Source organism: Streptomyces sp. NPDC059248 (assembly GCF_042753905.1).
Lineage (GTDB): Bacteria > Actinomycetota > Actinomycetes > Streptomycetales > Streptomycetaceae > Streptomyces.
Genome location: NZ_JBHYZV010000031.1, coordinates 62,860 through 84,272, shown reverse-complemented (window position 1 = coordinate 84,272; position 21,413 = coordinate 62,860). Strand labels below are relative to the sequence as shown.

The following is a 21,413-nucleotide window of genomic DNA, read 5'->3' as shown; positions in this document are numbered from 1 at the left end:
CCCGGGCCCCGCGCCGTACGCGCCGAGAAGAACGTCAGAGCGTCTCGCGACCCGCCGCGATCGCGGTCACCCGGCGCCGGACCGCGAACCAGCCGCCGACCAGGGCGGCGGCGATCAGCGGCAGCAGATTGACCGTGGTCCGGCCGACTCCGCCGCCCCACCACATCAGGACGACCACGCAGACGAGGAAGACCAGGGTGGCGATCTGGGTGTACGGGGCCCACGGCAGCCGGTAAGCGGGGCGGGTGACCCGGCCGTCCTTGGCGCGGTGCCAGAAGAGCAGGGAGCAGAGCATGATCATGCCCCAGGTGCCGAGGATGCCGATGGAGGCCAGGTTGAGCACGATCTCGAACGCCTGACCGGGGACGACGAAGTTCAGGCCGACGCCCGCGACGCCGAAGGAGGCGGTCAGCAGGACGCCGCCGTACGGCACCTGGCCCTTGTTCATCCGGGCGGTGAAGCGGGGCGCGGAGCCCGCCATCGCCATGGAGCGCAGGATGCGGGCGGTGGAGTAGAGACCGGCGTTGAGGCTGGAGAGGGCGGCGGTGAGCACCACGAGGTTCATCACCCCGGCCGCACCGGGAATGCCGATCTTGTCCATGACCGTGACGAAGGGGCTCTGGTCCGCCGAGTAGGCGGTGTACGGGAGCAGCAGGGCCAGCAGCACCACGGAGCCGACGTAGAAGATACCGACCCGCCACATGATCGAGTTGATCGCGCGGGGCATGACCTTCTCGGGGTTCTCGGTCTCACCGGCCGCGACACCGCACAGCTCGACGGAGGCGTAGGCGAAGACGACGCCCTGGATGACGACCAGCATGGGCAGCAGGCCGAGCGGGAAGGCGCCGCCGTTCTCCGTGATGGTCGAGAGGCCCGGGTTGTGGCCGCCGACGTCCTGCTGGGCGATCAGCAGAAAGATGCCGATGAGCATGAAGGCGACCAGGGCGGCGACCTTGACGATCGCGAACCAGAACTCCATCTCGCCGAAGTACTTCACCGAGACCAGGTTCACCGCGAGGACACCGGCGAGGGCGATCAGCGCCAGGACCCACTGGGGGATATCGCTGAACAGCGACCAGTAGTGGGCGAAGACGGCGGCGGCGGTGATGTCGGCCACGGTGGTGGTGGACCAGTTCAGGAAGTACAGCCACCCGGCCGTGAAGGCGCCCTTCTCGCCCATGAACTCACGGGCGTAGGAGACGAAGGCGCCGGAGGAGGGGCGGTAGAGCACCAGCTCGCCGAGGGCCCGCACCACGAAGAAGGCGAAGAGGCCGCAGAGCGCGTAGGCGAAGGCGAGGGAGGGACCGGCGTCCGCGAGGCGTCCGCCGGCGCCGAGGAAGAGTCCCGTGCCGATCGCGCCGCCGATGGCGATCATATTGATATGGCGGGACTTCAGGTCCTTGCTGTAACCGGCGTCACCGGCGTCCACAGGAGGGGTGGTCGGGGCGGTTCCGGGAGCCCCGGCGACCGAACTTTCGGGCGCGGTGATGCGGTCACTCATGGAGGAATGGTCGCCTTCGTGAGGGTGCGTGGGGGGTGATGGGTGCGCGCCGGGCCCCGGCACCCTGCGGCGGGGTCGCCACACCGGGGCAGCCGGAACGCGACCGACGACGCATCATCGGGCGGTCCTGTGATGTTGGCAGTGTTCCAGGTCACCCGGAAAGAGATCTGAGGTGATTCTGAGGTTGCCGACATGTAAACCAAGGTGGCAGTAAATCATGAACCGGAGGGGAGCCTCTCACTTCCATCCGGGAGAAACGGCCGGGAGCGGCTCGGCGGGCCGGCCGGGGGGAGCCGGGCGCGGGGCGGCGGACCAGCCGGGGGGAGCCGTCCGTCAGGCCGGGCGCGGGGCGGCGGACCAGCCGGGGGGAGCCGTCCGTCAGGCCGGGTGCGGGGCGGCGGGACCGGCTTCGGCCCGGTCCGGGGCGAGGACGTCCAGCTCCGCCAGCGCCCCGACCGCGATCTCCCGGGTGATCCGCTCGGCGCGCTCCGCGTCCCCTTCCCTGACGGCCTCCGCGACCTGTACATGGAGGGTGACCGCCGCCGGATCGGGGTCGTCGAACATGACCTGGTGATGGGTGCGCCCGGTGAGGATCGCGCCCACCACGTCGCCGAGCCTGGCGAACATCTCGTTGCCCGACGCGGTCAGCACGATCCGGTGGAAGGCGATGTCGTGCCGGAGGTACGCCTCCAGCTGCTGGCCGCGCGAGGTCTCCACCATGCCGAGGGCGCAGCCGGTCAGCTCGGCGCACTGCTCGGGGGTGGCGTTGAGGGCGGCGAGTCCGGCGGCGACCGGTTCGATCGCGGAGCGCAGCACGGTGAGGGAGCGGAGCTGACGGGGCCGGTCGGTGCCCGCGAGCCGCCAGCGGATGACTCTCGGGTCGTAGACGTTCCACTCCTCGATGGGGCGCACGGTCACACCGACCCGGCGCCGCGACTCGACCAGGCGCATCGATTCGAGGACCCGGACGACTTCGCGGACGACGGTGCGCGAGACGTCGAAGCCCTGGGCGATCTCGTCGGTCCGCAGCACACTGCCGTGCGGATACTCGCCCGCGGTGATGGCGAGGCCAAGGGTGTCCAGCACGTGTGTATGGAGGCCAAGGCCCGCGGTGGTCATGAGGCAAGCCTAAGGGGCGAGGATCACACCCGAAAAGTATGACGTTTGAGTCTCGGCGTCTTGAATAAGTCGTACCTAATAGGTTTCAGTAGCGCGACGGACCGATGTCGACACCGGAGTCGACGTCAGAAGTGAGGCATACGTACATGAGCACCTCGCGCACCCCGCGCACCCCCCAGGTCGTCGTGGTGATGGGCGTGGCAGGGACCGGGAAGACCACCGTGGGTCCCCTGCTCGCGGCCGCCCTGGGCGTTCCGTACGCCGAGGGCGACGACTTCCACCCGCCGGCGAACATCGCGAAGATGTCCGCCGGGACCCCGCTCGACGACGGCGACCGCCTGCCCTGGCTCGACGCCATCGGCGCGTGGGCGCGGGGCCGGGCCGGAGCCGGCGGTGTGGTGTCCAGCTCCGCCCTGAAGCGGTCCTACCGGGACCGGCTCAGGGCCGCCGCGCCCGACGCCGTCTTTCTGCACCTCAGTGGCGACCGGGCGCTCATCGAGCGCCGGATGACGGCACGGCGCGGGCACTTCATGCCCACGGCGCTGCTGGACTCGCAGTTCGCCGCGCTGGAGCCGCTGGAGCCGGACGAGGCGGGCGTCGCCGTCGATGTCTCCGGCTCCCCGGAGGAGATCACCACCCGGGCGCTGGCCGCGCTCGTGGCCCGGTCCCCCGCCGGCTGAGGCGCCGCCCTTCCGGTACGCCTCCGGGCCCGGTCCCGGCCGCGCCGGAACCCCGGACCCCCCACACCTCGTCCCCGACACCCTCGTTTCCCGTAAGGAACCACCGTGACCAGTCTCAGCGTCGAGACGCTGGCAGCGGACCTGGAGCCGATCACCTCGGCCGGTAACGCCCAGCTCGGTATCGCCGTACTGGCGGGCATCGCCGTCATCGTGCTGCTCATCACCAAGTACAAAATGCACGCCTTCCTGGCGCTGACCATCGGGTCGCTGGCGCTGGGCGCCTTCGCCGGGGCGCCGCTCGGCAAGGCCATCGAGTCCTTCTCGAAGGGGCTCGGCTCCACCGTCGCGGGCGTCGGTGTGCTCATCGCGCTCGGCGCCATCCTGGGCAAGCTGCTCGCCGACTCCGGCGGCGGTGACCAGATAGTCGACACCATCCTCGCCCGGGCCAAGGGCTCGACCATGCCGTGGGCGATGGTGCTGATCGCCTCGGTGATCGGTCTGCCGCTCTTCTTCGAGGTCGGCATCGTGCTGCTGATCCCGGTCGTGCTGATGGTGGCCAAGCGCGGCAACTACTCCCTGATGCGGATCGGTATCCCGGCGCTCGCCGGTCTCTCCGTGATGCACGGACTGATCCCGCCGCACCCCGGCCCGCTGGTCGCGATCGACGCCCTCGACGCCAATCTGGGCGTCACGCTCGGCCTCGGTGTGCTGGTCTCCATCCCGACCGTGATCATCGCCGGTCCGGTCTTCGCGAAGTACGCGGCGCGCTGGGTGGACATTCCGACGCCGGAGAACATGATCCCGGCCCGTCCTTCCGAGGACCTCGACAAGCGGCCCGGCTTCGGCGCGACCGTCTTCACGGTGCTGCTGCCCGTGGTGCTGATGCTGTCGAACGCCCTGGTCGAGATCGTGATCGACGACCCGGAGAACCCGGTCCAGAAGGTCACGGACGTCATCGGTTCGCCGCTGATCGCGCTGCTGGCCGCGGTGCTCGTGGGCCTCTTCACGCTGGGCCGCGCGGCGGGCTTCACCAAGGACCGGATCTCCTCCACCGTCGAGAAGTCGCTCGCCCCGATCGCGGGCGTGCTGATGATCGTCGGCGCGGGCGGCGGTTTCAAGCAGACCCTCATCGACGTCGGTGTGGGCCAGATGATCCTGGACTTCTCCGAGAACTGGTCGATCCCGACGCTGCTGCTGGCCTGGCTGATCGCGGTGGCGATCCGGCTGGCGACCGGTTCGGCGACCGTGGCGACGATCTCCGCCGCCGGTCTGGTGGCCCCGCTGGCGGTCGGCATGTCGACCACCGATTCGGCGCTGCTGGTGCTGGCGATCGGCGCCGGCTCGCTCTTCTTCAGCCATGTCAACGACGCCGGCTTCTGGCTGGTGAAGGAGTACTTCGGCATGGATGTCGGCCAGACGCTCAAGACCTGGTCGGTGATGGAGACGATCATCTCGGTCGTCGGTATCGTCTGCGTCCTGCTGCTGTCGCTGGTGTTGTAGCCCGGTATCCGGCAGCCGGCCGGACCGTGTCGTACGACGCGACGACTAACGTCCCGTGGTGGGTCCGCCCCGCCGCGGGACGTTCCCGTACGGAGGCGATGCCCGTTGTACGGGGGCGCTACCCGCGGACCGCCTCCGCCGCCGCGCGCCCGGCCGCGCGCCCCGAGAACAGGCAGCCGCCGAGGAAGGTGCCCTCCAAGGAGCGGTAGCCGTGCACCCCGCCGCCGCCGAACCCGGCTGCCTCCCCCGCCGCGTACAGTCCGGCCAGCGGCTCCCCGTCGGAGCCCAGGACCCGCGACGACAGATCCGTCTCCAGACCCCCCAGCGACTTGCGGGTCAGCACCCGCAGCCGTACCGCGATCAGCGGACCGGCCGACGGGTCGAGGATCCGGTGCGGCGCGGCCGTACGGATCAGCCGGTCGCCGAGGTACTTCCGGGCCCCGCGGACCGCCGTCACCTGGAGGTCCTTGGTGAACGGATGGCGGATCTCCCGGTCCCGGGCGACGATCTCGCGGCGCAGCGCCGTCTCGTCGATCAGGGTGTCGCCGGTGAGCGCGTTCATCCCGCGCACCAGCGCCCCCAGATCCTTCTCCACCACGAAGTCCGGGCCGTGCTCCATGAACGCCCGGACCGGTCCCGGGACGTCCGCCCGGGCTCGCTGGAGCACTCCGCGCACCGACCGGCCGGTCAGATCCGGGTTCTGCTCGGAGCCGGAGAGCGCGAACTCCTTCCCGATGATCTTCTGGTCGAGGACGAACCAGGTGTGGTCGTACCCCGAGGCCACGATGTGTTCCAGCGTGCCGAGGGTGTCGAAGCCGGGGAAGAGGGGTACGGGGAGCCGGCGTCCGCGCGCGTCGAGCCAGAGCGACGAGGGGCCGGGCAGGATCCGGATGCCGTGCCGGGCCCAGACCGGGTTCCAGTTCTCGACGCCCTCGGTGTAGTGCCACATCCGGTCCCGGTTCACATGGCTCGCCCCGGCGCGCTCGGCGATGCCCAGCATCAGCCCGTCGACATGGGCCGGGACTCCGGAGAGCATGGTTCGCGGCGGTGCCCCGAGGCGTCCCGGCCACTGGGCGCGGACCAGGTCGTGGTTGCCGCCGATGCCGCCGGAGGCGACGACGACGGCCTGGGCCCGGAGTTCGAACGCCCCGGCGACCTCCCGGCTGCTCGCGGTGCCGCGTTCGGCGGCCGAGGGCTCCAGCACCTCGCCGCTGACGGTGTCGAGCACGCCGTCGGTGGTGCCGAGGCCGGTGACGCGGTGCCGGAAGCAGAGCCGTACGAGCCCCTGCTCGACGCCCTCCATGACCCGCCGCTCGAAGGGGGCGGTCAGGCCGGGCCCGGTGCCCCAGACGATATGGAACCGGGGCACCGAGTTGCCGTGGCCGGTGGCCGTGTAGCCGCCGCGTTCGGCCCAGCCGACCACGGGGAAGAACCGCACGCCGTGCTCGCGCAGCCAGGACCGCTTCTCCCCGGCGGCGAAGTCGACATAGGCGGCGGCCCATCGCCGCGGCCACCGGTCCTCGTCCTCCCGGTCGAAACCGGCGGTGCCGAGCCAGTCCTGGTAGGCGAGTTCCTGGCTGTCGTGGATCCGCAGCCTGCGCTGTTCGGGCGAGTCGACGAGGAAGAGGCCGCCGAAGGACCAGTGCGCCTGGCCGCCGATCGACTGCTCGGGTTCCTGGTCGAGGACGATGACCGTCCGTCCGGCGGCGACGAGTTCGGCGGTGGCCACCAGACCGGCGAGACCGGCCCCGATCACGATCACATCCGCGTCGTACGCCATGTCTCCCCGTCTCCTGCCCGCCCGGCGCGATTCCCGGTGCGGTCGCGGCTCCGATCTTCGGTACCGGCCGACGGCAAGTCAACAGGCCGGGCGCGGGCGGTGGGCACGGCGGGGACCCCTGGTGAAATGGGCGTATGGGTACCGAACAGGAGCTGGTCGACATCGTGGACGACGCCGACCGGGTGACCGGCCGGGCGACCCGGGGGGAGGCGTACGCGCGCGGGCTGTTCCATCGCGTCGCCTTCGTCCTGGTCCGGGACGGACGGGACCGGGTCTTCGTCCACCGCAGGGCGGCGGACAAGCGGGTCTTCCCGTCGCGGTACCACATGTTCGTGGGCGGGGTCGTGGGCGCGGGCGAGACGTACGACGACGCGGCGCTGCGCGAGGCGGAGGAGGAGCTGGGGGTCGAGGGCCTACCCCGGCCCGAGCCGCTTTTCACCTTCCGGTACGACTCCGGAACCGGGCTCGGCTCCTGGTGGTCGGCGGTCTACCAGGTTCGTTGCACCCTTCCGGTCCGGCCTCAGGAGGAGGAGATCGCCTGGTGGGACTTTCTGCCGGATGAGGAGGTGGAGCGCAGGCTGACGAGCTGGGAGTGGGCGCCGGACGGGCTGGCGGCGTGGGAGCGGCTGCGGCTTCGGGGGGGTGGCGGTATCGGCGGTGATAGCGGTAGCGATGTCGCCGGATGAGGATCGATGGCCGGAATACAACACTGTGGGGGCGTAATTCTCGCCACGGAGCCGGGTGATCTTGGTGCGGGTATCGTCCGAAAGATGATGGACAGGGTACGGAGCCTTCGGCTGTGGTTCAGGCCCGAGCGGGTACGGGACGAGGGGCAGACCCCCGACTACCGGTTCTCACTCGCCAATGAGCGGACGTTCCTGGCCTGGTTGCGGACGGCGCTCGCGTTGATAGCGGGCGGGTTCGCGGTCGACCAGTTCCTGCCGGATCTGCCATGGGCGGTCCGGGCATCGATGGCGCTCGGGCTGCTGGGAGCCGGGGTGCTGTGCGCGCTGCGGGCAGTGAACCACTGGATCCGGTGCGAACGGGCGATGCGGCGGGGCGAGGATCTGCCGGTCTCCAAGCTGCCCGCGCTGCTGAGTCTGGTGGTGGCGCTGGTCGCCGTGGTGATGGTGGTCGTGGTGTTGATGGGGTGGGAGGGCGGACGGTGACGGGCCCGGGCCCCGGAACGGCCGGGGCGCGGGACGCGGGGGCGCGTGACCCCGGGCTCCAGCCGGAGCGGACCCGGCTCGCGTGGCGGCGTACGGCACTGGCGTTCACCGTGGTGGCGGTACTGGCGACGCGTCAGGTCGCGAGCGGGGCGACGGACACGACGGCCATCGCGGGGTGGGGGGCGGGGGTGGCGGTCTGGGTGGCCTTCCTGGGGGTGGCGCACCATCGCACCCGGGCGCTGCGGGCCACATCGCGACCGGTGGCGCTGTCGGGACGGACGGCGGCGCTGGCGACGGGCTGCGCCGTGGCGCTCGCGCTGGCGGCGGGGTCGCTTCTGCGGTAACGCCTTCTCTTTTTTTGGGGTGCGTGGTGCCCCCGAGGCGCCGTCGCCGACCGCGGCCGGTCCGTGGCTTGTCGCGCAGTTCCCCGCGCCCCTGGATACCTGAGCCCGCACGTCGGCCACAGGCCGGAGGTGGCTTGTCGCGCAGTTCCCCGCGCCCCTGGATATCTGAGCCCGCACGTCGGCCGCAGGCCGGAGGTGGCTTGTCGCGCAGTTCCCCGCGCCCCTGGATATCTGAGCCCGTGCGTCGAGCGCGCGTCGTATGCGGATTCTCGCGCCCCCGGATACCCGGGCTCGCGCCGCCATCCGAAAAGGCGCGGGGGTGGACTGCATACCGACTGGTCGGTCATTATCGGGTGGTCCGTTCCGTCGCAGCCGGAGGTGGCACCGTCATGAGCTTCGCACCCCCACCGGGTCTCGATCCCGGGAAGCTCCGCGAGCTGCTGGAGCGTGAGCGGCCCGGGCTGGTGAGCGGGCCGCTGGAGGCGCGGCTGATCGAGGGCGGGCGGTCCAATCTGACGTACGACGTCACCGACGGCACGGGCCGCTGGGTCGTCCGGCGGCCTCCGCTCGGTCATGTCCTGGCCACCGCGCACGACATGCGCCGCGAGTACCGGGTCATCAGCGCCCTGTACCCGACGCCCGTCCCCGTGCCCCGGCCGTTGCTCCTGTGCTCGGACGAGACCGTGACCGGGGCGCCGTTCTACGTCATGGAGTACGTGGAGGGGACCCCGTACCGCCGCGCGGCGCAGCTCTCCGGCCTCGGCCCCGACCGCACCCGCGCCACGCTCTTCGGACTGCTGGACACCCTCGTCGATCTGCACGCCGTGACCCCCGAGGCCGTCGGGCTCGGGGACTTCGGCCGGCCCGAGGGCTTTCTCGACCGGCAGGTGCGCCGCTGGGGCAAGCAGCTCGCCGCCTCCCGCAGCCGACCGCTCGACGGGATCGACGAACTCCACGCCCTGCTCGGCCGCGCCCTCCCCCGCTCCCCCGCGCCCGCGATCGTCCACGGCGACTTCCGGCTCGACAACGTCCTGGTCGGACCGGACGACCGGATCACGGCCGTCCTGGACTGGGAGATGTCCACCCTGGGCGATCCGCTGACCGATCTGGGGCTGCTCGCGGTCTACAGCCAACCGCTGGACGTGCCCGACGCCCCCATCGGCGATATCGCGTCGGCGCCGGGCCATCCCCCGGTCGGCGAGCTGGTCGAGCGGTACGCCACCCGCTCGGGCCGCGACACCTCCGCCATCTCCTGGTACACCGCCTTCGCCTGGTTCAAGCTGGCCGTGATCCTGGAGGGCATCCACTACCGCTTCACCCTCGGCCGGACCGTGGGACCCGGTTTCGACCGGATCGGTGAACTCGTCCCCGTCCTCGTCGAGCGGGGACTGACCACCTTTCAGGAGGGCTGACCCCCGTGGACTTCGCATTCGACGAACGCACCGAGGAGCTGCGGACCCGGCTCGGGGCCTTTATGACGGAGCGCGTCCTGCCCGCCGAGCCGGTCGCGGCGGAGCAGCGGGCCCGGCCGGCCTCCCCGTGGGACACCCCGCCGGTGGTCGACGAGCTGAAGGCCGAGGCCCGCCGCCGGGGCCTGTGGAACCTCTTCCTCCCGGACGCGGAGTACGGCGCCGGGCTCACCAATCTCCAGTACGCGCCGCTCGCCGAGCTGACCGGCCACAGCCCGCACCTGGGCCCCACGGCCGTCAACTGCGCCGCGCCCGACACCGGGAACATGGAGGTACTGGCCCAGTTCGGGACCGAGGAGCAGCGCGAGCGCTGGCTGCGTCCCCTGCTCGCGGGCGAGATCCGGTCGGCGTTCGCGATGACGGAGCCCGAGGTCGCCTCGTCCGACGCGACCAACATCAGGACCCGGATCGAGCGGGACGGCGACGAGTATGTGATCAACGGCCGCAAGTGGTACATCTCCGGCGCGATGAACCCGGCGTGCGCCGTCTTCATCGTGATGGGCATGACCGACCCGGACGGCCCCGACGTCCGGCGCCGCCAGTCCATGGTGCTGGTGCCGCGCGACACCCCCGGGGTACGGATCGTCCGGGCCATGACGGTGTACGGATACGAGGACCACGCCCACGGCGGCCATGCCGAGGTGGTCTTCGACGGTGTCCGGGTGCCCGTTTCGCAGGTGGTCGGCGAGGAGGGCGGCGGGTTCGCGATCGCCCAGGCCCGGCTGGGTCCCGGCCGGATCCACCACTGCATGCGGCTGATCGGGATGGCCGAGCGGGCGATCGCGCTGATGTGCGAGCGCGCGGTGTCCCGTACCGCATTCGGCGGGCCGCTGTCCGACCGGGGGGTGGTACGGAACTGGATCGCCGACGCCCGGGTGACGGTCGAGCAGCTCCGGCTGCTGGTCCTGAAGACCGCCTGGCTGATGGACACCGTCGGCAACCGCGGCGCCCATACGGAGATCCAGGCCATCAAGATCGCCACACCGCGCGCGGTGGCGGAGATCGTCGACCGCGCCGTCCAGCTGCACGGGGGCGGCGGAGTCGGGCAGGACACTCCCCTGGCCGAGCTGTGGGCGGCGGCGCGGACACTGCGGCTGGCGGACGGCCCGGACGAGGTCCATCAGCGGTCACTGGCCCGGCGCGAGCTGGCCCGGTACCGATGACGGGACGGTAGGCGCGTGAGGGGCGCGGGCCCGTACGGTGCCCGGCGTCAGGGACGCAGCGCCCTCATCAGCAGATCCGCCAGATGGTCCGCGACCTGCTGTTTCGTCAGCGGACCGGTCGGGCGGTACCAGGTCGACAGCTGGTGGACCGAGCCGAAGTGGTAGTCCACCACCAGGTCCGCGGGGGTCGCGTCGGAGAACACGCCGCTCGTCTGTCCCTCCTCCACCAGCGCCCGGAACCGCTCGTGGTAGCGCCGGCGTTCCGCCCGTACCTGCTTGTTCCTCTCGGGCGAGAGATGGTGCATGGAGCGGAAGAAGATATGCGCGTCCTGAAGGTTCTCGATCGTCGTGACGACCACGTCGGCGGCGGCGGCACGCAGCCGGACCTCCACGGGTTCGTCCGCGTCGGCGAAGGCGTCGAGGCGTTCCTGCTGAAGGCGGAGCATCCGCCCGTAGACCTCTTGGAGGAGGTCCTCCTTCGAGCCGAAGTAGTGGTACAGGGCGCCCTTGGTGACGCCGGCCGCCTCGACGATCTCCTGGACGGAGGTGCCGTCGTAGCCGTGCTCCGCGAAGAGCCGGGTGGCGGCCGAGAGCAGCTTCCGCGGTACGGGGGCGTCGTCGCCGCCGGTCGTCCTCGCCATGCCGCCTACCGCCTTTCGTCCTCTTCGCGCTGTTCGTGCTTCTCGTGCTGTTCGTGCTGTTCGTACGCGTCGTCCGGTCCGGGGGCGGCTTCCGTACGGGATCCGGGGCCGTCCACCCCGGGATCCTCCCATCCGCCGCCGCGGCCGTCCCCGGCAGGACCGTCCGAGTAGGTCGCGCGGGCGGCCGCGGTCACTCCCCGGCCCCCTCCCACTTCCGCTGGATCCGGTTCATCCCGGACAGCCAGCGGTCGGGTTCGGCGGCCCGCCCCTGATAGAAACGGGCCACGTCGGGATGGGGCAGGATCAGGAAGCGCCTCGCCGCGATCCCCTCGAAGAGGGCGTCGGCGACGGCCTCCGGCTCCACCGCGTCCGGTGCGAGGACCAGCTCACCCGCGGTCCCGGCCGCCGTGAGCATGTCCGTACGCACCCCGGACGGGCAGATCGCGTGAACCTTGAGGCCCCGGTGGCGGTAGGTCAGCGACAGCCATTCGGCGTGGGCGTACGCGGCGTGCTTGGTGACGCTGTAGGGCGCCGCGCCGATCATGGAGAGCAGTCCGGCGGCGGAGACCGTGGCGACGAAGCGTCCTTCACCCCGCTCCAGCCAGGCCGGCAGCAGCTCCCGTACCGCCCGGACATGGGCCATGACATTGACGTCCCAGGCCGTGGCCCAGACGTCCTCACCGGCGTACGCGTCACCCGGCGCGGGCGTTCCCGCGTTGGCGCAGTAGACGTCGACCGTGCCGCCGAGCGCCTCCCGGGCGGCCGGGACGATCCCGGAGGCGTCCCCGGGGACGGCGATCCCGCCGATCTCCGCCGCCACCGTCCGGGCCTTCGCCGCGTCGACGTCGTTGACGACGACCCGGGCGCCCTCCGCCGCGAACCTGCGGGCCAGCGCGGCACCGATACCGCCACCCGCGCCCGTGACGACCACCGCCGCGCCCCGTACTGCGTCCATGGAAGCCTCCGCACCATCCCTGCCACCGGATCGGGGCCACAGACTAAGCGGTTGGTATCCGGTACGGAAGAGGATCCCCGGACGAGGTCGTTCCGCGACCGCGCGGACCGTACTAGCGTGCGGGACGCACAGTCCGATCATCGGAGAGTCTGGACACCGAGGAGTCGTATGAGCTTGTCACGACGGGGACTTCTGGGCGCGGGCGGCGCGGCGGGCGCGCTCGCCGCCGCCGGATCCGCGGCACGGGCGGACGAGGCGGGGGACGGTGCGGGCCACCGGGACCGCGACCGGCGCGGCCGGGTCCGTACCGGCTTCGACCGGCTCGCGGCCGACGGCTACGCGCTGCTCGCCGGGGAGCGCGTCGGTGTGGTCACCAACCCGACCGGGGTGACCTCCGACGTACGCCATGTGGTCGATGTGATGCACGCCGACGACCGGGTGGACCTCGTCGCCGTCTTCGGCCCGGAGCACGGTTTCCGGGGCACCGCGCAGGCGGGCGGTTCGGAGGGGCGGTACGACGACCCGGCGACCGGGCTGCCGGTCTACGACACGTACCGCAAATCGGGACAGCCGCTCGCCGATGTCTTCACGGCGTCGGGCGTCGACACCGTCGTCTTCGACATCCAGGACGTGGGCGCGCGCTTCTACACCTATATCTGGACGCTGTTCGACTGCATGGAGTCGGCGGCGCTCGCGGGGAAACGATTCGTCGTGCTCGACCGGCCCAATCCGATGACGGGCCGGACGGCGCTCGGTCCGGTGCTGGACATGCGGTACTCGTCCTTCGTCGGCCGCCGTCCGATCCCGCAGACGCACGGGATGACCGTCGCCGAACTGGCCCGGCTGTTCAACGGGGAGTTCCTGAAGGACCGCCCGGTGGAGCTGGCGACGGTACGGATGTCGGGCTGGCGGCGCTCCGACTTCTTCGACACCACCGGACTGCCGTGGGTGCCGCCGAGCCCCAATATGCCCACCCCCGACACGGCCCTCGTCTATGGCGGGACCTGCCTCTTCGAGGGCACGGAGCTGTCCGAGGGCCGGGGCACCACCCGCCCGTTCGAACTGCTGGGCGCCCCGGGCATCGACGGGCGGTGGGCGGAGGCGGCCAACGCGCTCGGGCTGCCCGGGATCCGGTTCCGGGAGGCGTACTTCGCCCCGACGTTCGGCAAACACCAGGGGAAGACGGTCGGCGGGGTCCAGCTCCACGTCCACGACCGGGCCGCCTTCGACCCCGTGCGGACCGGGATCGGGCTGCTGGTCACCGCGAGACGGAGCTGGCGCGACTTCGCCTGGCTGCGGTCCAACCCGACCTGGCTCGACACCCTCACCGGCTCGGCGACGGTCCGCACGATGGTGGACGCGGGCGCGGGGACGGACGAGATCGTGGGCGCGTGGCAGGAGGGCCTGACCGCGTTCCGTGCCGTACGACGGCGGTATCTGCGGTACTGACCGGTGTCCCGTTGTCCCGGGCCCGTCGATCGTGCCGGGTCGGCGGGCACGGGACTGTGGGCACCCCCACCCGGGGAGTGCGGACATCCCCACCCCGGGGCCGGGGGCCCGCCGGATGGTCCGCCAAGATCGCGGGCGACAGGCTGGGACGTATGACGATCATCCCGACCGGTCCTACGACGACCGGTCCTACGACGACCGGTCCTACGACGACCGATACTTCGACAGCCGGTCCTTCGACAGCCGGTCCTTCGACAGCCGGTCCTTCGACGGCCGATACGTCCCGCGGTGTGTCCCGGCGGATCCTGCTGGGCGCGGTGTCCGCGACGGCGCTCGTGGTGGGCACGGGCGCCGCCCCCGCCTCGGCCGCCCCCTTACTCCGGCGCCTTCCGGCCGACCCCCTGCCCGCGCTGCGCCGGGCCGCCCGCCCGCTGGCCGATCTGCGCCCGCTGGAGCGGATGATCGGCTCCGCGGCGATCGTCGGGGTCGGCGAGGCCACCCACAACTCCGGTGAGTTCTTCCGGACGAAGAACCGCGTCTTCCAGCACCTGGTGGAGCGGCGCGGCTTCAGGGCCTTCGCACTGGAGGCGCCCTGGAGTACCGGTCTCCGGATCGACTCCTACGTCGTGCGCGGAGAGGGCGATATCGAGCGAATCATGCGCGAGGAGTTCCAGCACAGCTACTTCTCCTGGCGCACCCGTGAGTTCCTGGATCTGTTCCGCTGGATGCGGCAGTACAACATCCGGCATCCGGACCAGCCGGTGCGGTTCGTGGGCAACGACTGCGCCTACGCGGGCCCCGAACTGTTCGACACGGTCACCCGTTACGTCGCGGCCCGGCATCCGGCGCTGCTGCCCCGGATCCGGGAGCTGTACGCGGCCTCCCGGCCGACGGGGTCGGTGGACGAGACGATCACCGAGCGGATGGCCCGGCCGGCGGCGGAGCGGCGGGCGCTGGCGGAGGACGTACGGCAGGCCCTGGAGCTGCTGACGGCCGCGCCGGCCGAGGCCGGGGACGGGGCATCGGCTCCGGCCGGGGAACGGGGCTGGATGCTCCAGCACGCCCGCGCCATCGCGCAGGTGGGGACGTTGTACTCCCACGACTACTACGACCCGGAGGATTCCCGGCGGATGATGCGGTACCGGGACCTGATCATGGCCGAGAACACCGTGTGGTGGCATCGGCGGACCGGACACAAGGTGCTGCTGTCGGCGCACAACGAGCATGTGGGATACGTACCGCCGCGGCCGGATCTGTATCCGAAGGTGCAGGGCGCGTTCATCCGGGACCTGGTCGGGGACGCGTACGTCGCGGCCGGTTTCACCTTCGGCGCGGGGTCGTTCAACGCACTGGATCTGGCCGACCCGGCGGAACCGTTCCGCCGCTTCGAGGTGGGGCCGCCGGAGCCCGGCTCCAACGAGGAGACGCTGGAACGCGTCATGGCGGGGAACTACTACCTCGATCTGCGTACGGCGGATCCCGCCGCCCGCCGCTGGCTGGATCTCACCCGCCCCACCCGCAGCATCGGCAACGCGTGGCCCGAATCGCCCGTCCCGGTCCGTTTGCGGTCCACGTACGACGTACTGATACATCTCCCCCGGATCACGGCGGCCGACCGGATCTGATCCCGTCCCGTCCGAGGTGTGGCCGAACTGCCCCTTGCGCAGGATCCTGCTGACGGGTCCCGCGCGAGGGGCGGGGGCACCACGGGGGAGGGGGACGGTCGTGGCGCGGATGGACGGCGTGGGACCGTATCAGGACATCGGCTTCGACCGGGACGGCGACGTCGACCCGGAGCAGCGGCACCGGCTGCTGGACATGGAGGTCACCGACCTGGTGATGTTCGCCCACGGCCGGAATCAGTCACCGAAGGCGGCGTACGAGCTGTACGCGGCGTTCTTCGCCGCCTTTCCGGGGCTGGTGGGCCGGGGGGTGCGGCCGGGGTACGCGGGGGTGGGCTGGCCGTCGATGACGTTCCCGGACGAACCACCGGTCCGTCTGCTGCCCCCGCCGGGCGGGCCCGTGGGCGGCGGTCTGGACGCCGGGACCCGCCGGGCGCTGCTCACGCTCTTCCCCGGGCACGAGGAGACCGTGGCACGGCTCGCGGAGCTGCTCGCGGTACGGCCCGACTCGGCGGCGGCCGTCGGCGAGTTCGGACGGCTGGCGCGGCGGATCGCCCGGGCCCCGGCGGGCGGTCTGGAGTCCCGCTGCTTCACCGACGACCTCCCCGGCGACGAGCAGGGCCCGCCCGCCGTGCTCTTCGAGGATCCGCTGTCGCTGTGCCGGAGGTTCGCCGGGGCGCTGGAGGCGGTGGGCACGGCGGAACCACCCGCGCCGGCGTGGTCGGAGGGGTGGGAGGCGTCGGAGGGGTCGCGCGGCCCGGGACCGTACAGCCCGGAACCGTACGGCGGTCCCAACCCGTACGGCGGTGCTGACCCGTACGGCGGTCCCGACCCGTACGGCGGTTCGCCGCGGATCTGGCTCGGGGCGCGTGAGCTGCTGCGCCAGACCACCTACTACGCGCTCAAGCGGCGTGCGGGCGCCGTCGGCGAGCTGGGGCTCGGCCCGCTCCTCGGCCAGCTGGCGCGGAGCCGCCCGGCGCTGCGGGTCCATCTGGTGGGCCACGGGCAGGGCGCCAGACTGGTCGCGTTCGCCCTGCGCGGGCTGCCCGACGAGGTGCGGACGGTGAAGTCGGTGACGCTGCTCCAGGGCGCGTTCTCGCAGTACGCGTTCGCCTCCCGGCTGCCGCACGCGCCCGGCAGGTCGGGGGCGCTGCGCACCATGGAGCAGCGGGTCGACGGGCCCGTGGTGGCCTGCCACTCCCGGTACGACGGCGCGCTGGGCGCGCTGTACCCGGTGGCGTCGGCCCCGGCGCACGACGACCGCTCCCCCGGCCCGGACGCCGTCGGCGACCGGCGCTGGTGGGCCGTCGGGCACGGCGGGATCCACGGAGTCGCGTCCGCGGTCCGGCTCTCCCTCGACGAGGCGCTCACCGGGGCGCTGCCCAGGAAAGGGTGTGTGAGCGTCGACGTCTCGTCGGTGGTCCGGCGCGGGGCTCCGCCGTCGGGCGCGCACGGTGACATCTGCCACGAGGAGCTGGCCCGGCTGATCGTGGCGGCGGGCGACCTGGGCGACTGAACGCCGCGGGCGCGGGCCTCCGGCCGGGCCCGGCAAGGCGATGGAATCGCGCCACGGCGGCAGTCCGCGGCCCGATGCCAGGAACCAAGTGCGGAAGACGATCGTTCGTTCGTCAGAGGGCCGTTCGGCGTGGGCCTTTTGGGGCAGGCGGACTGTACGAGGAGGCGCGTACCGTGCCCGAGCCGGTTCCCGGGACGTCCGGGACATGTGCTCGGGGCTCGATCGGATTTCCGATGGAGCCGGATCGGGCGTTCGTACGTCCATTCCTCGACGCCGAAGTAGCAGCGACGGAGGTGGCGGTGACGATGGCCGGTTTCCGGAGTCTTGCGAGACAGGTGCGCGATCCGCGGTGCGACCTGGCACTGCGGCGCTATTCCCTGCGCAAGTGCCTTGAGCGGTTCGCCCCTTACGGGCACCGCGCGACCTGGGACCATTTGTGCGCCCGGCACGGCTTCGGGCCCGAGGACAGGTCTCCCGACCCGGTGCGGCTGGTGGCCGCGCTGGACGAGTTGGAACGGGCGCGGGCGGTATGGCTCGCGTACGAGGAGGAGTTCGCCGACCGCCGCAAGCGGGAGAAGCACGACGGCCTGCGGCGGCTGGCGTCCTCCGACGAATGGCACCGGCATGTGTGGGGCGGCAGCGGTGTGGCCCGCTGCGACAGTCCCCGGGAGCACCCCTCGGTGCCGCTCGACGAAGTGCTGAGGCGGCTGGTCGACGCGCTGGCGGGGGAGCCCGGCGCCGACTGCCCGGTCTGCGGTACGGCGGCGATCGTGTGGCGGCACGATCTGGTGAACGACCCCTGGACCGGCCCCGTCTGCACGGACTGCGGGATCGTCGTCCCCCGCCCGGTGCTGACGGACGACGCGGTCGCGGCGGCCCAGCGGGCCGCCCGGCGCGAGGTGCTCGCCTCGGTCGCCTGACTTCTGGTGCGCGTGCGCCCCGGAGGCGCACGCGCCCTTCCGCCGCCGGAACTTCCCGTGGATCCCGCGCGCCTCCAACCGGGCGGGTACGGGGCGCGGCGTCGTGCCCCGGTGGCGGAGCGCCCGGAGTCGTAGCAGACGGAAAACGGGTGGCCCCACCCAATTCGGGCCCTGGACAGTGGACCCCACGCGCGCGCCGCCGATGGATGGCGGGGGCGTCGCGAGGGGCGGGCCTGACACGGGGGTGCGGGCCCGCCTCGGCCGATGGGCGCGGACCGGTCGGTCAGCAGCCGTCGGGGCCCGCGCAGTCGGACGCCGGGGCGGTCCGGCCCTCCGTCCGGGCGGGGGACGCCGTCCCCTCGTCGCCCGCGCTCTGCCCGGCCTCCCACAGCGGGCCCGGCATCAGCCTGGAGCCCGGCCGCCGGCGGCCGAAGGCGTCCTCGGGGTTGGAGAGCGCGCAGGTCTCCAAGGAGAGGCAGCCGCAGCCGATGCACTCGGTGAGGGTGTCCCGCAGCCGTCCCAGCTGCTTGATGCGCTCGTCCAGTTCCCGGCGCCAGGTGTGGGACAGCCGCGCCCAGTCGTCCCGGTCGGGTGTCCGCTCCTCCGGCAGCTCCGCCAGCGCGTGACGGATGGTGGCGAGCGGGATGCCGACCCGCTGCGCGGCCCGGACGAACGCCACCCGCCGCAGGGTGTCCCTGCTGTAGCGGCGCTGGTTCCCACTCGTACGACGGCTGTGGATCAGCCCTTTCGACTCGTAGAAGTGCAGGGCCGACACGGCGGCTCCGCTGCGCTGTGAGAGCTGGCCGACCGTGAGTTCGTGGCCGGTGTCGGTTGTAGGGGGCACCTCTCGAACCCTACCCGGGTGGTCCGTTGACACGGGACCCCCGCCCGAGCATGCTGAGCAAGCGCTCGGACATCTGATGGGGCGGGCGCCGTACCGCTCCCTACCGTGCCATACCGCGCCGTACCGACCGTCCGAGAGATTTCCCGAAAGCTCCCCAGAGACCCCAGAGACCCAGAGACCCCAGAGGCAGGGACCGACGCCCATGGCCGCGCCCAGGATCTTCACCTCAGCGGACGAGCTGCGTGCCGGGGTCGGCGAGCCGCTGGGCACCAGCGACTGGCTGGAGGTCGACCAGCGGCGGATCGACCTCTTCGCCGACGCCACCGGCGACCACCAGTGGATCCATGTCGATCCCGCGCGGGCGGCCGACGGGCCGTTCGGGAGCACCATCGCCCACGGCTATCTGACGCTGTCGCTGCTGCCGCTGCTGGTCCCGCAGGTGCTGCGGGTCGAGGGCATGAGGATGGGCCTGAACTACGGGACGAACAAGGTCCGCTTCCCCGCTCCCGTCCCGGTCGGCTCCCGGGTGCGCGCCGCCGTCACGCTCAAGGAGGTCACGGAGGCGGGCGGCGGGGTCCAGGTGGTCGCCTTGGTGACGGTGGAGCGCGAGGGCGGGGAGAAGCCGGTGTGCGTGGCGGAGTCGGTGTCCCGGTACTACTTCTGAGCCGCCCCGGCCGGACAGGCCCGGCGGGTCAGCGCCCGGCAGAGACCATCCTCAGCACCAGGTCCGCGTAGAGCGCCCCGACCTCGTCGGGGGTGCGCCGGCCGTTGACGTTGAACCAGCGGGCGACGTCGATACAGAGGGAGAGCACCGCCAGAGTCGTCCCCGGCACGTCCGGCACGTCGAACTCGCCCGTCTCCACCCCCTCGCGGATGATCTCGCGGATCACGGCGTCGCTGCGGCGGCGCAGGGCGACGATCTCGGTGCGGTGCCCGGGCGCGAGCGCGTCCAGTTCGTACTGCACCACCCGGGCCGTGTCATGGCGCCGGGCGTGCCAGCGGACGAAGGAGGCGACGGCGTCGGCGAGCCGCTCCCCCGGGGTGCCGTCGCGCTCGGCGGCGGCGGACAGGACCTGGAGCGCCCGGGTGTGGCCGAGGCTGCTGATCCGGTGGAGCAGCTCCTCCTTGGTCTTGTAGTGGATGTAGAGCGCGGCCGGGCTCATGCCGGCCCGGCCGGCGATATCGCGGGTGGTGGTGGCGTGATAGCCCCGCTCGGCGAACGCCTCGACCGCGGCGACGAGGAGTCTCCTCGCCGCCTCGGGCGCCACGTCGCCCCACGGAACGTCCTCGGGGCCATCGGCCCCGGGGGCGGGCGTCGTGTCGTCGGCCGCGCTCATCGGCTCTCCTTCGGCTCATCAGGGGGAATCACCATACCCCGACGGTGAGCAAGCGCTTAGCTCCGTCGCGACCGGGCGGGCCGCCGCCTCGGCGGGGCCGGGGCCCGGACGAGGTCTGGACCGGGACCGGAATCGGGGCCCGGACCGAGGCCGGGACCCGGACCGAGGCCGGGGCGGAACCCGGGTCGAGACCGAGGCCGGGACCGGGACCCGGGTCGGGGCCCGGGCCGCCTTGGGAGCGGGCCTCCCGTCAGAAGGCCGAGACCCCCGTCAGCGCCCGGCCGATGATCAGCTTCTGGATCTGGCTCGTGCCTTCGTAGAGTGTCATCACCCGGGCGTCCCGGACCAGCTTTCCGACCGGGTACTCGTCGATATAGCCATAGCCACCGTAGACCTGGAGCGCGTTGTTGGCCGCCCGGACGGCGGCCTCGGAGGCGTACAGCTTGGCCTGGGACGCGGCGGTGGCGAAGTCGGCGCCGCGGTCGATCAGATCCGCCACCCGCCAGGTCAGCAGCCGGGCCGCGGCCACGTCCACGGAGATATCGCTGATCAGCTCCTGCACCAGCTGATGGCCCGCGATGGGGCGGCCGAACTGCTCCCGCTCCCCGGCGTAGCCGACGGCCGCGTCCAGCGCCGCCTGGGCGATGCCGACACAGCCCGCGGCGACCGACATCCGCCCCTTGGTGAGTGCGGACATCGCGACCGAGAACCCCTTGCCCTCCGGCCCGAGCAGGGCGGACGCGGGCACCCTGACCCGGTCGAGCGCCAGCTCGGCGGTGGCCTGGCCGCGCAGCCCGAGCTTGCCGTGCACCGGCGTCCTGGTCAGTCCGGGGCTGTCGGTGGGCACCAGGAAGGCGGAGACGCCCCGGTGCCCCGGGACGTCGCCGGCCCTCGCGAAGACCAGCGCCAGATCCGCCCAGGTGCCGTTGGTGATGAACATCTTGGTGCCGGTGAGCAGGTAGTCGCCGCCGTCCCGGACCGCGCGGGTGGTCAGATTCCCCGCGTCGGAGCCGGTGCCCGGCTCGGTGAGCCCGAAGCAGCCGAGCGCGTCGCCGGAGGTGAGCCGCGGCAGCCAGGCGCGCTTCTGCTCCTCGTCGCCCCAGGCGGCGATCGTCTTGGCGACCAGGCCGAGGGAGACCGAGACGATGCCGCGCACGGAGGAGTCGCCGCGCCCCAGCTCTTCGGTGACCAGGCAGTACGTCAGATGGTCACCGCCCGATCCGCCGTACGCCTCGTCGACGGTCAGCCCCAGGAAGCCCAGTTCGCCCAGGTGGCGGACGATGCCCCGGTCGACGCTCTCCGCCCGGTCCCAGGCGGTGGCGTACGGGGCGACCTCGCGCCGGACGAACTCCTCGGCGAGCCGCCGTACCGCCGACTGCTCGGAACTCAAGCCCAGATCCATCG

The 21,413-nt window shown here is 72.2% G+C and carries 21 protein-coding genes; 12 read left to right on the top strand and 9 right to left on the bottom strand.

Features of this window, described 5'->3' with window-relative positions; all coding sequences use genetic code 11:
* Positions 1-34: 34 nt before the first annotated feature.
* Both ACFXG1_RS15990 and ACFXG1_RS15985 read right to left on the bottom strand, forming a co-directional pair.
* Entirely contained in the window at positions 35-1,501 is a 1,467-nt protein-coding gene (locus ACFXG1_RS15990) for an amino acid permease (protein ID WP_384742968.1), read from the bottom strand.
* Between the two features lie 378 nt (positions 1,502-1,879).
* Positions 1,880-2,620, bottom strand: coding sequence for a FadR/GntR family transcriptional regulator (locus tag ACFXG1_RS15985; protein WP_384742965.1), 741 nt, complete (start codon positions 2,618-2,620; stop codon positions 1,880-1,882).
* A gap of 146 nt (positions 2,621-2,766) precedes the next feature.
* Here ACFXG1_RS15985 and ACFXG1_RS15980 point away from each other — a divergent pair, with 146 nt between their 5' ends.
* Positions 2,767-3,300 (top strand): gluconokinase, encoded by a 534-nt coding sequence (locus ACFXG1_RS15980; RefSeq protein WP_384718788.1) that lies wholly within the window; start codon positions 2,767-2,769, stop codon positions 3,298-3,300.
* 105 nt (positions 3,301-3,405) lie between these two features.
* Positions 3,406-4,800, top strand: coding sequence for a GntP family permease (locus ACFXG1_RS15975; RefSeq protein ID WP_384718790.1), 1,395 nt, complete (start codon positions 3,406-3,408; stop codon positions 4,798-4,800).
* Between the two features lie 118 nt (positions 4,801-4,918).
* Here the strand turns inward: ACFXG1_RS15975 and ACFXG1_RS15970 are convergent, their stop codons facing one another.
* On the bottom strand, positions 4,919-6,580 hold the full coding sequence (locus tag ACFXG1_RS15970; RefSeq protein ID WP_384742961.1) for an FAD-binding dehydrogenase: 1,662 nt from the start codon (positions 6,578-6,580) through the stop codon (positions 4,919-4,921).
* Positions 6,581-6,714: 134 nt separating this feature from the next.
* Here ACFXG1_RS15970 and ACFXG1_RS15965 point away from each other — a divergent pair, with 134 nt between their 5' ends.
* The 5 genes from ACFXG1_RS15965 (at position 6,715) to ACFXG1_RS15945 (ending at position 10,725) form a co-directional block, all read left to right on the top strand.
* Entirely contained in the window at positions 6,715-7,266 is a 552-nt protein-coding gene (locus tag ACFXG1_RS15965; RefSeq protein WP_384712182.1) for an NUDIX hydrolase, read from the top strand.
* An 84-nt stretch (positions 7,267-7,350) separates the two neighbouring features.
* Positions 7,351-7,749 (top strand): YidH family protein, encoded by a 399-nt coding sequence (locus ACFXG1_RS15960; RefSeq protein ID WP_384712179.1) that lies wholly within the window; start codon positions 7,351-7,353, stop codon positions 7,747-7,749.
* Positions 7,746-8,093: a DUF202 domain-containing protein gene (locus tag ACFXG1_RS15955; protein WP_384712176.1), complete on the top strand. Its 348-nt coding sequence runs from the start codon at positions 7,746-7,748 to the stop codon at positions 8,091-8,093. The genes ACFXG1_RS15960 and ACFXG1_RS15955 overlap by 4 nt, the downstream gene beginning before the upstream one ends.
* Positions 8,094-8,482: 389 nt before the next feature.
* On the top strand, positions 8,483-9,505 hold the full coding sequence (locus tag ACFXG1_RS15950) for a phosphotransferase family protein (RefSeq protein ID WP_384712173.1): 1,023 nt from the start codon (positions 8,483-8,485) through the stop codon (positions 9,503-9,505).
* 5 nt (positions 9,506-9,510) lie between these two features.
* On the top strand, positions 9,511-10,725 hold the full coding sequence (locus ACFXG1_RS15945) for an acyl-CoA dehydrogenase family protein (protein ID WP_384742956.1): 1,215 nt from the start codon (positions 9,511-9,513) through the stop codon (positions 10,723-10,725).
* Positions 10,726-10,772: 47 nt separating this feature from the next.
* Here the strand turns inward: ACFXG1_RS15945 and ACFXG1_RS15940 are convergent, their stop codons facing one another.
* Genes ACFXG1_RS15940 through ACFXG1_RS15930 form a run of 3 tightly spaced genes read right to left on the bottom strand, consistent with a single transcriptional unit; the run spans position 10,773 to position 12,321 of the window.
* Positions 10,773-11,366 (bottom strand): TetR/AcrR family transcriptional regulator, encoded by a 594-nt coding sequence (locus ACFXG1_RS15940; protein WP_384712163.1) that lies wholly within the window; start codon positions 11,364-11,366, stop codon positions 10,773-10,775.
* Positions 11,367-11,371: 5 nt separating this feature from the next.
* Positions 11,372-11,560 (bottom strand): hypothetical protein, encoded by a 189-nt coding sequence (locus tag ACFXG1_RS15935; protein WP_384712160.1) that lies wholly within the window; start codon positions 11,558-11,560, stop codon positions 11,372-11,374.
* Positions 11,557-12,321 carry an SDR family oxidoreductase gene (locus ACFXG1_RS15930; RefSeq protein ID WP_384712157.1) on the bottom strand — a complete coding sequence of 255 codons (765 nt, stop codon included), beginning with the start codon at positions 12,319-12,321 and terminating at the stop codon, positions 11,557-11,559. Before ACFXG1_RS15930 ends, ACFXG1_RS15935 begins: the two co-directional genes overlap by 4 nt.
* 168 nt (positions 12,322-12,489) lie before the next feature.
* On the opposite strand from ACFXG1_RS15930, the gene ACFXG1_RS15925 reads away from it, so the two are divergent.
* The 4 genes from ACFXG1_RS15925 (at position 12,490) to ACFXG1_RS15910 (ending at position 17,828) form a co-directional block, all read left to right on the top strand.
* Positions 12,490-13,770, top strand: a complete 1,281-nt coding sequence (locus ACFXG1_RS15925; RefSeq protein WP_384712155.1) for an exo-beta-N-acetylmuramidase NamZ domain-containing protein — start codon at positions 12,490-12,492, stop codon at positions 13,768-13,770.
* A 290-nt stretch (positions 13,771-14,060) separates the two neighbouring features.
* Positions 14,061-15,395, top strand: coding sequence for an erythromycin esterase family protein (locus ACFXG1_RS15920; RefSeq protein ID WP_384712151.1), 1,335 nt, complete (start codon positions 14,061-14,063; stop codon positions 15,393-15,395).
* Positions 15,396-15,504: 109 nt separating this feature from the next.
* Positions 15,505-16,908, top strand: a complete 1,404-nt coding sequence (locus tag ACFXG1_RS15915; RefSeq protein WP_384712148.1) for a serine-threonine protein kinase — start codon at positions 15,505-15,507, stop codon at positions 16,906-16,908.
* A gap of 305 nt (positions 16,909-17,213) precedes the next feature.
* Positions 17,214-17,828 carry a hypothetical protein gene (locus ACFXG1_RS15910; protein ID WP_384742978.1) on the top strand — a complete coding sequence of 205 codons (615 nt, stop codon included), beginning with the start codon at positions 17,214-17,216 and terminating at the stop codon, positions 17,826-17,828.
* Positions 17,829-18,111: 283 nt separating this feature from the next.
* On the opposite strand, the gene soxR is transcribed toward ACFXG1_RS15910, so the two are convergent.
* Entirely contained in the window at positions 18,112-18,672 is a 561-nt protein-coding gene (gene soxR / locus ACFXG1_RS15905; RefSeq protein ID WP_384723226.1) for a redox-sensitive transcriptional activator SoxR, read from the bottom strand.
* Between the two features lie 202 nt (positions 18,673-18,874).
* Here soxR and ACFXG1_RS15900 point away from each other — a divergent pair, with 202 nt between their 5' ends.
* Positions 18,875-19,336 carry a MaoC family dehydratase gene (locus tag ACFXG1_RS15900; RefSeq protein ID WP_384723229.1) on the top strand — a complete coding sequence of 154 codons (462 nt, stop codon included), beginning with the start codon at positions 18,875-18,877 and terminating at the stop codon, positions 19,334-19,336.
* A gap of 28 nt (positions 19,337-19,364) precedes the next feature.
* On the opposite strand, the gene ACFXG1_RS15895 is transcribed toward ACFXG1_RS15900, so the two are convergent.
* Complete coding sequence (locus ACFXG1_RS15895; protein WP_384742950.1) at positions 19,365-20,009, bottom strand: TetR/AcrR family transcriptional regulator; 645 nt, start codon at positions 20,007-20,009, stop codon at positions 19,365-19,367.
* Positions 20,010-20,259: 250 nt separating this feature from the next.
* The gene (locus ACFXG1_RS15890; protein WP_384742948.1) at positions 20,260-21,411 is read right to left on the bottom strand and encodes an acyl-CoA dehydrogenase family protein; all 1,152 of its coding nucleotides are present in this window, start codon (positions 21,409-21,411) and stop codon (positions 20,260-20,262) included.
* Positions 21,412-21,413: the final 2 nt, after the last annotated feature.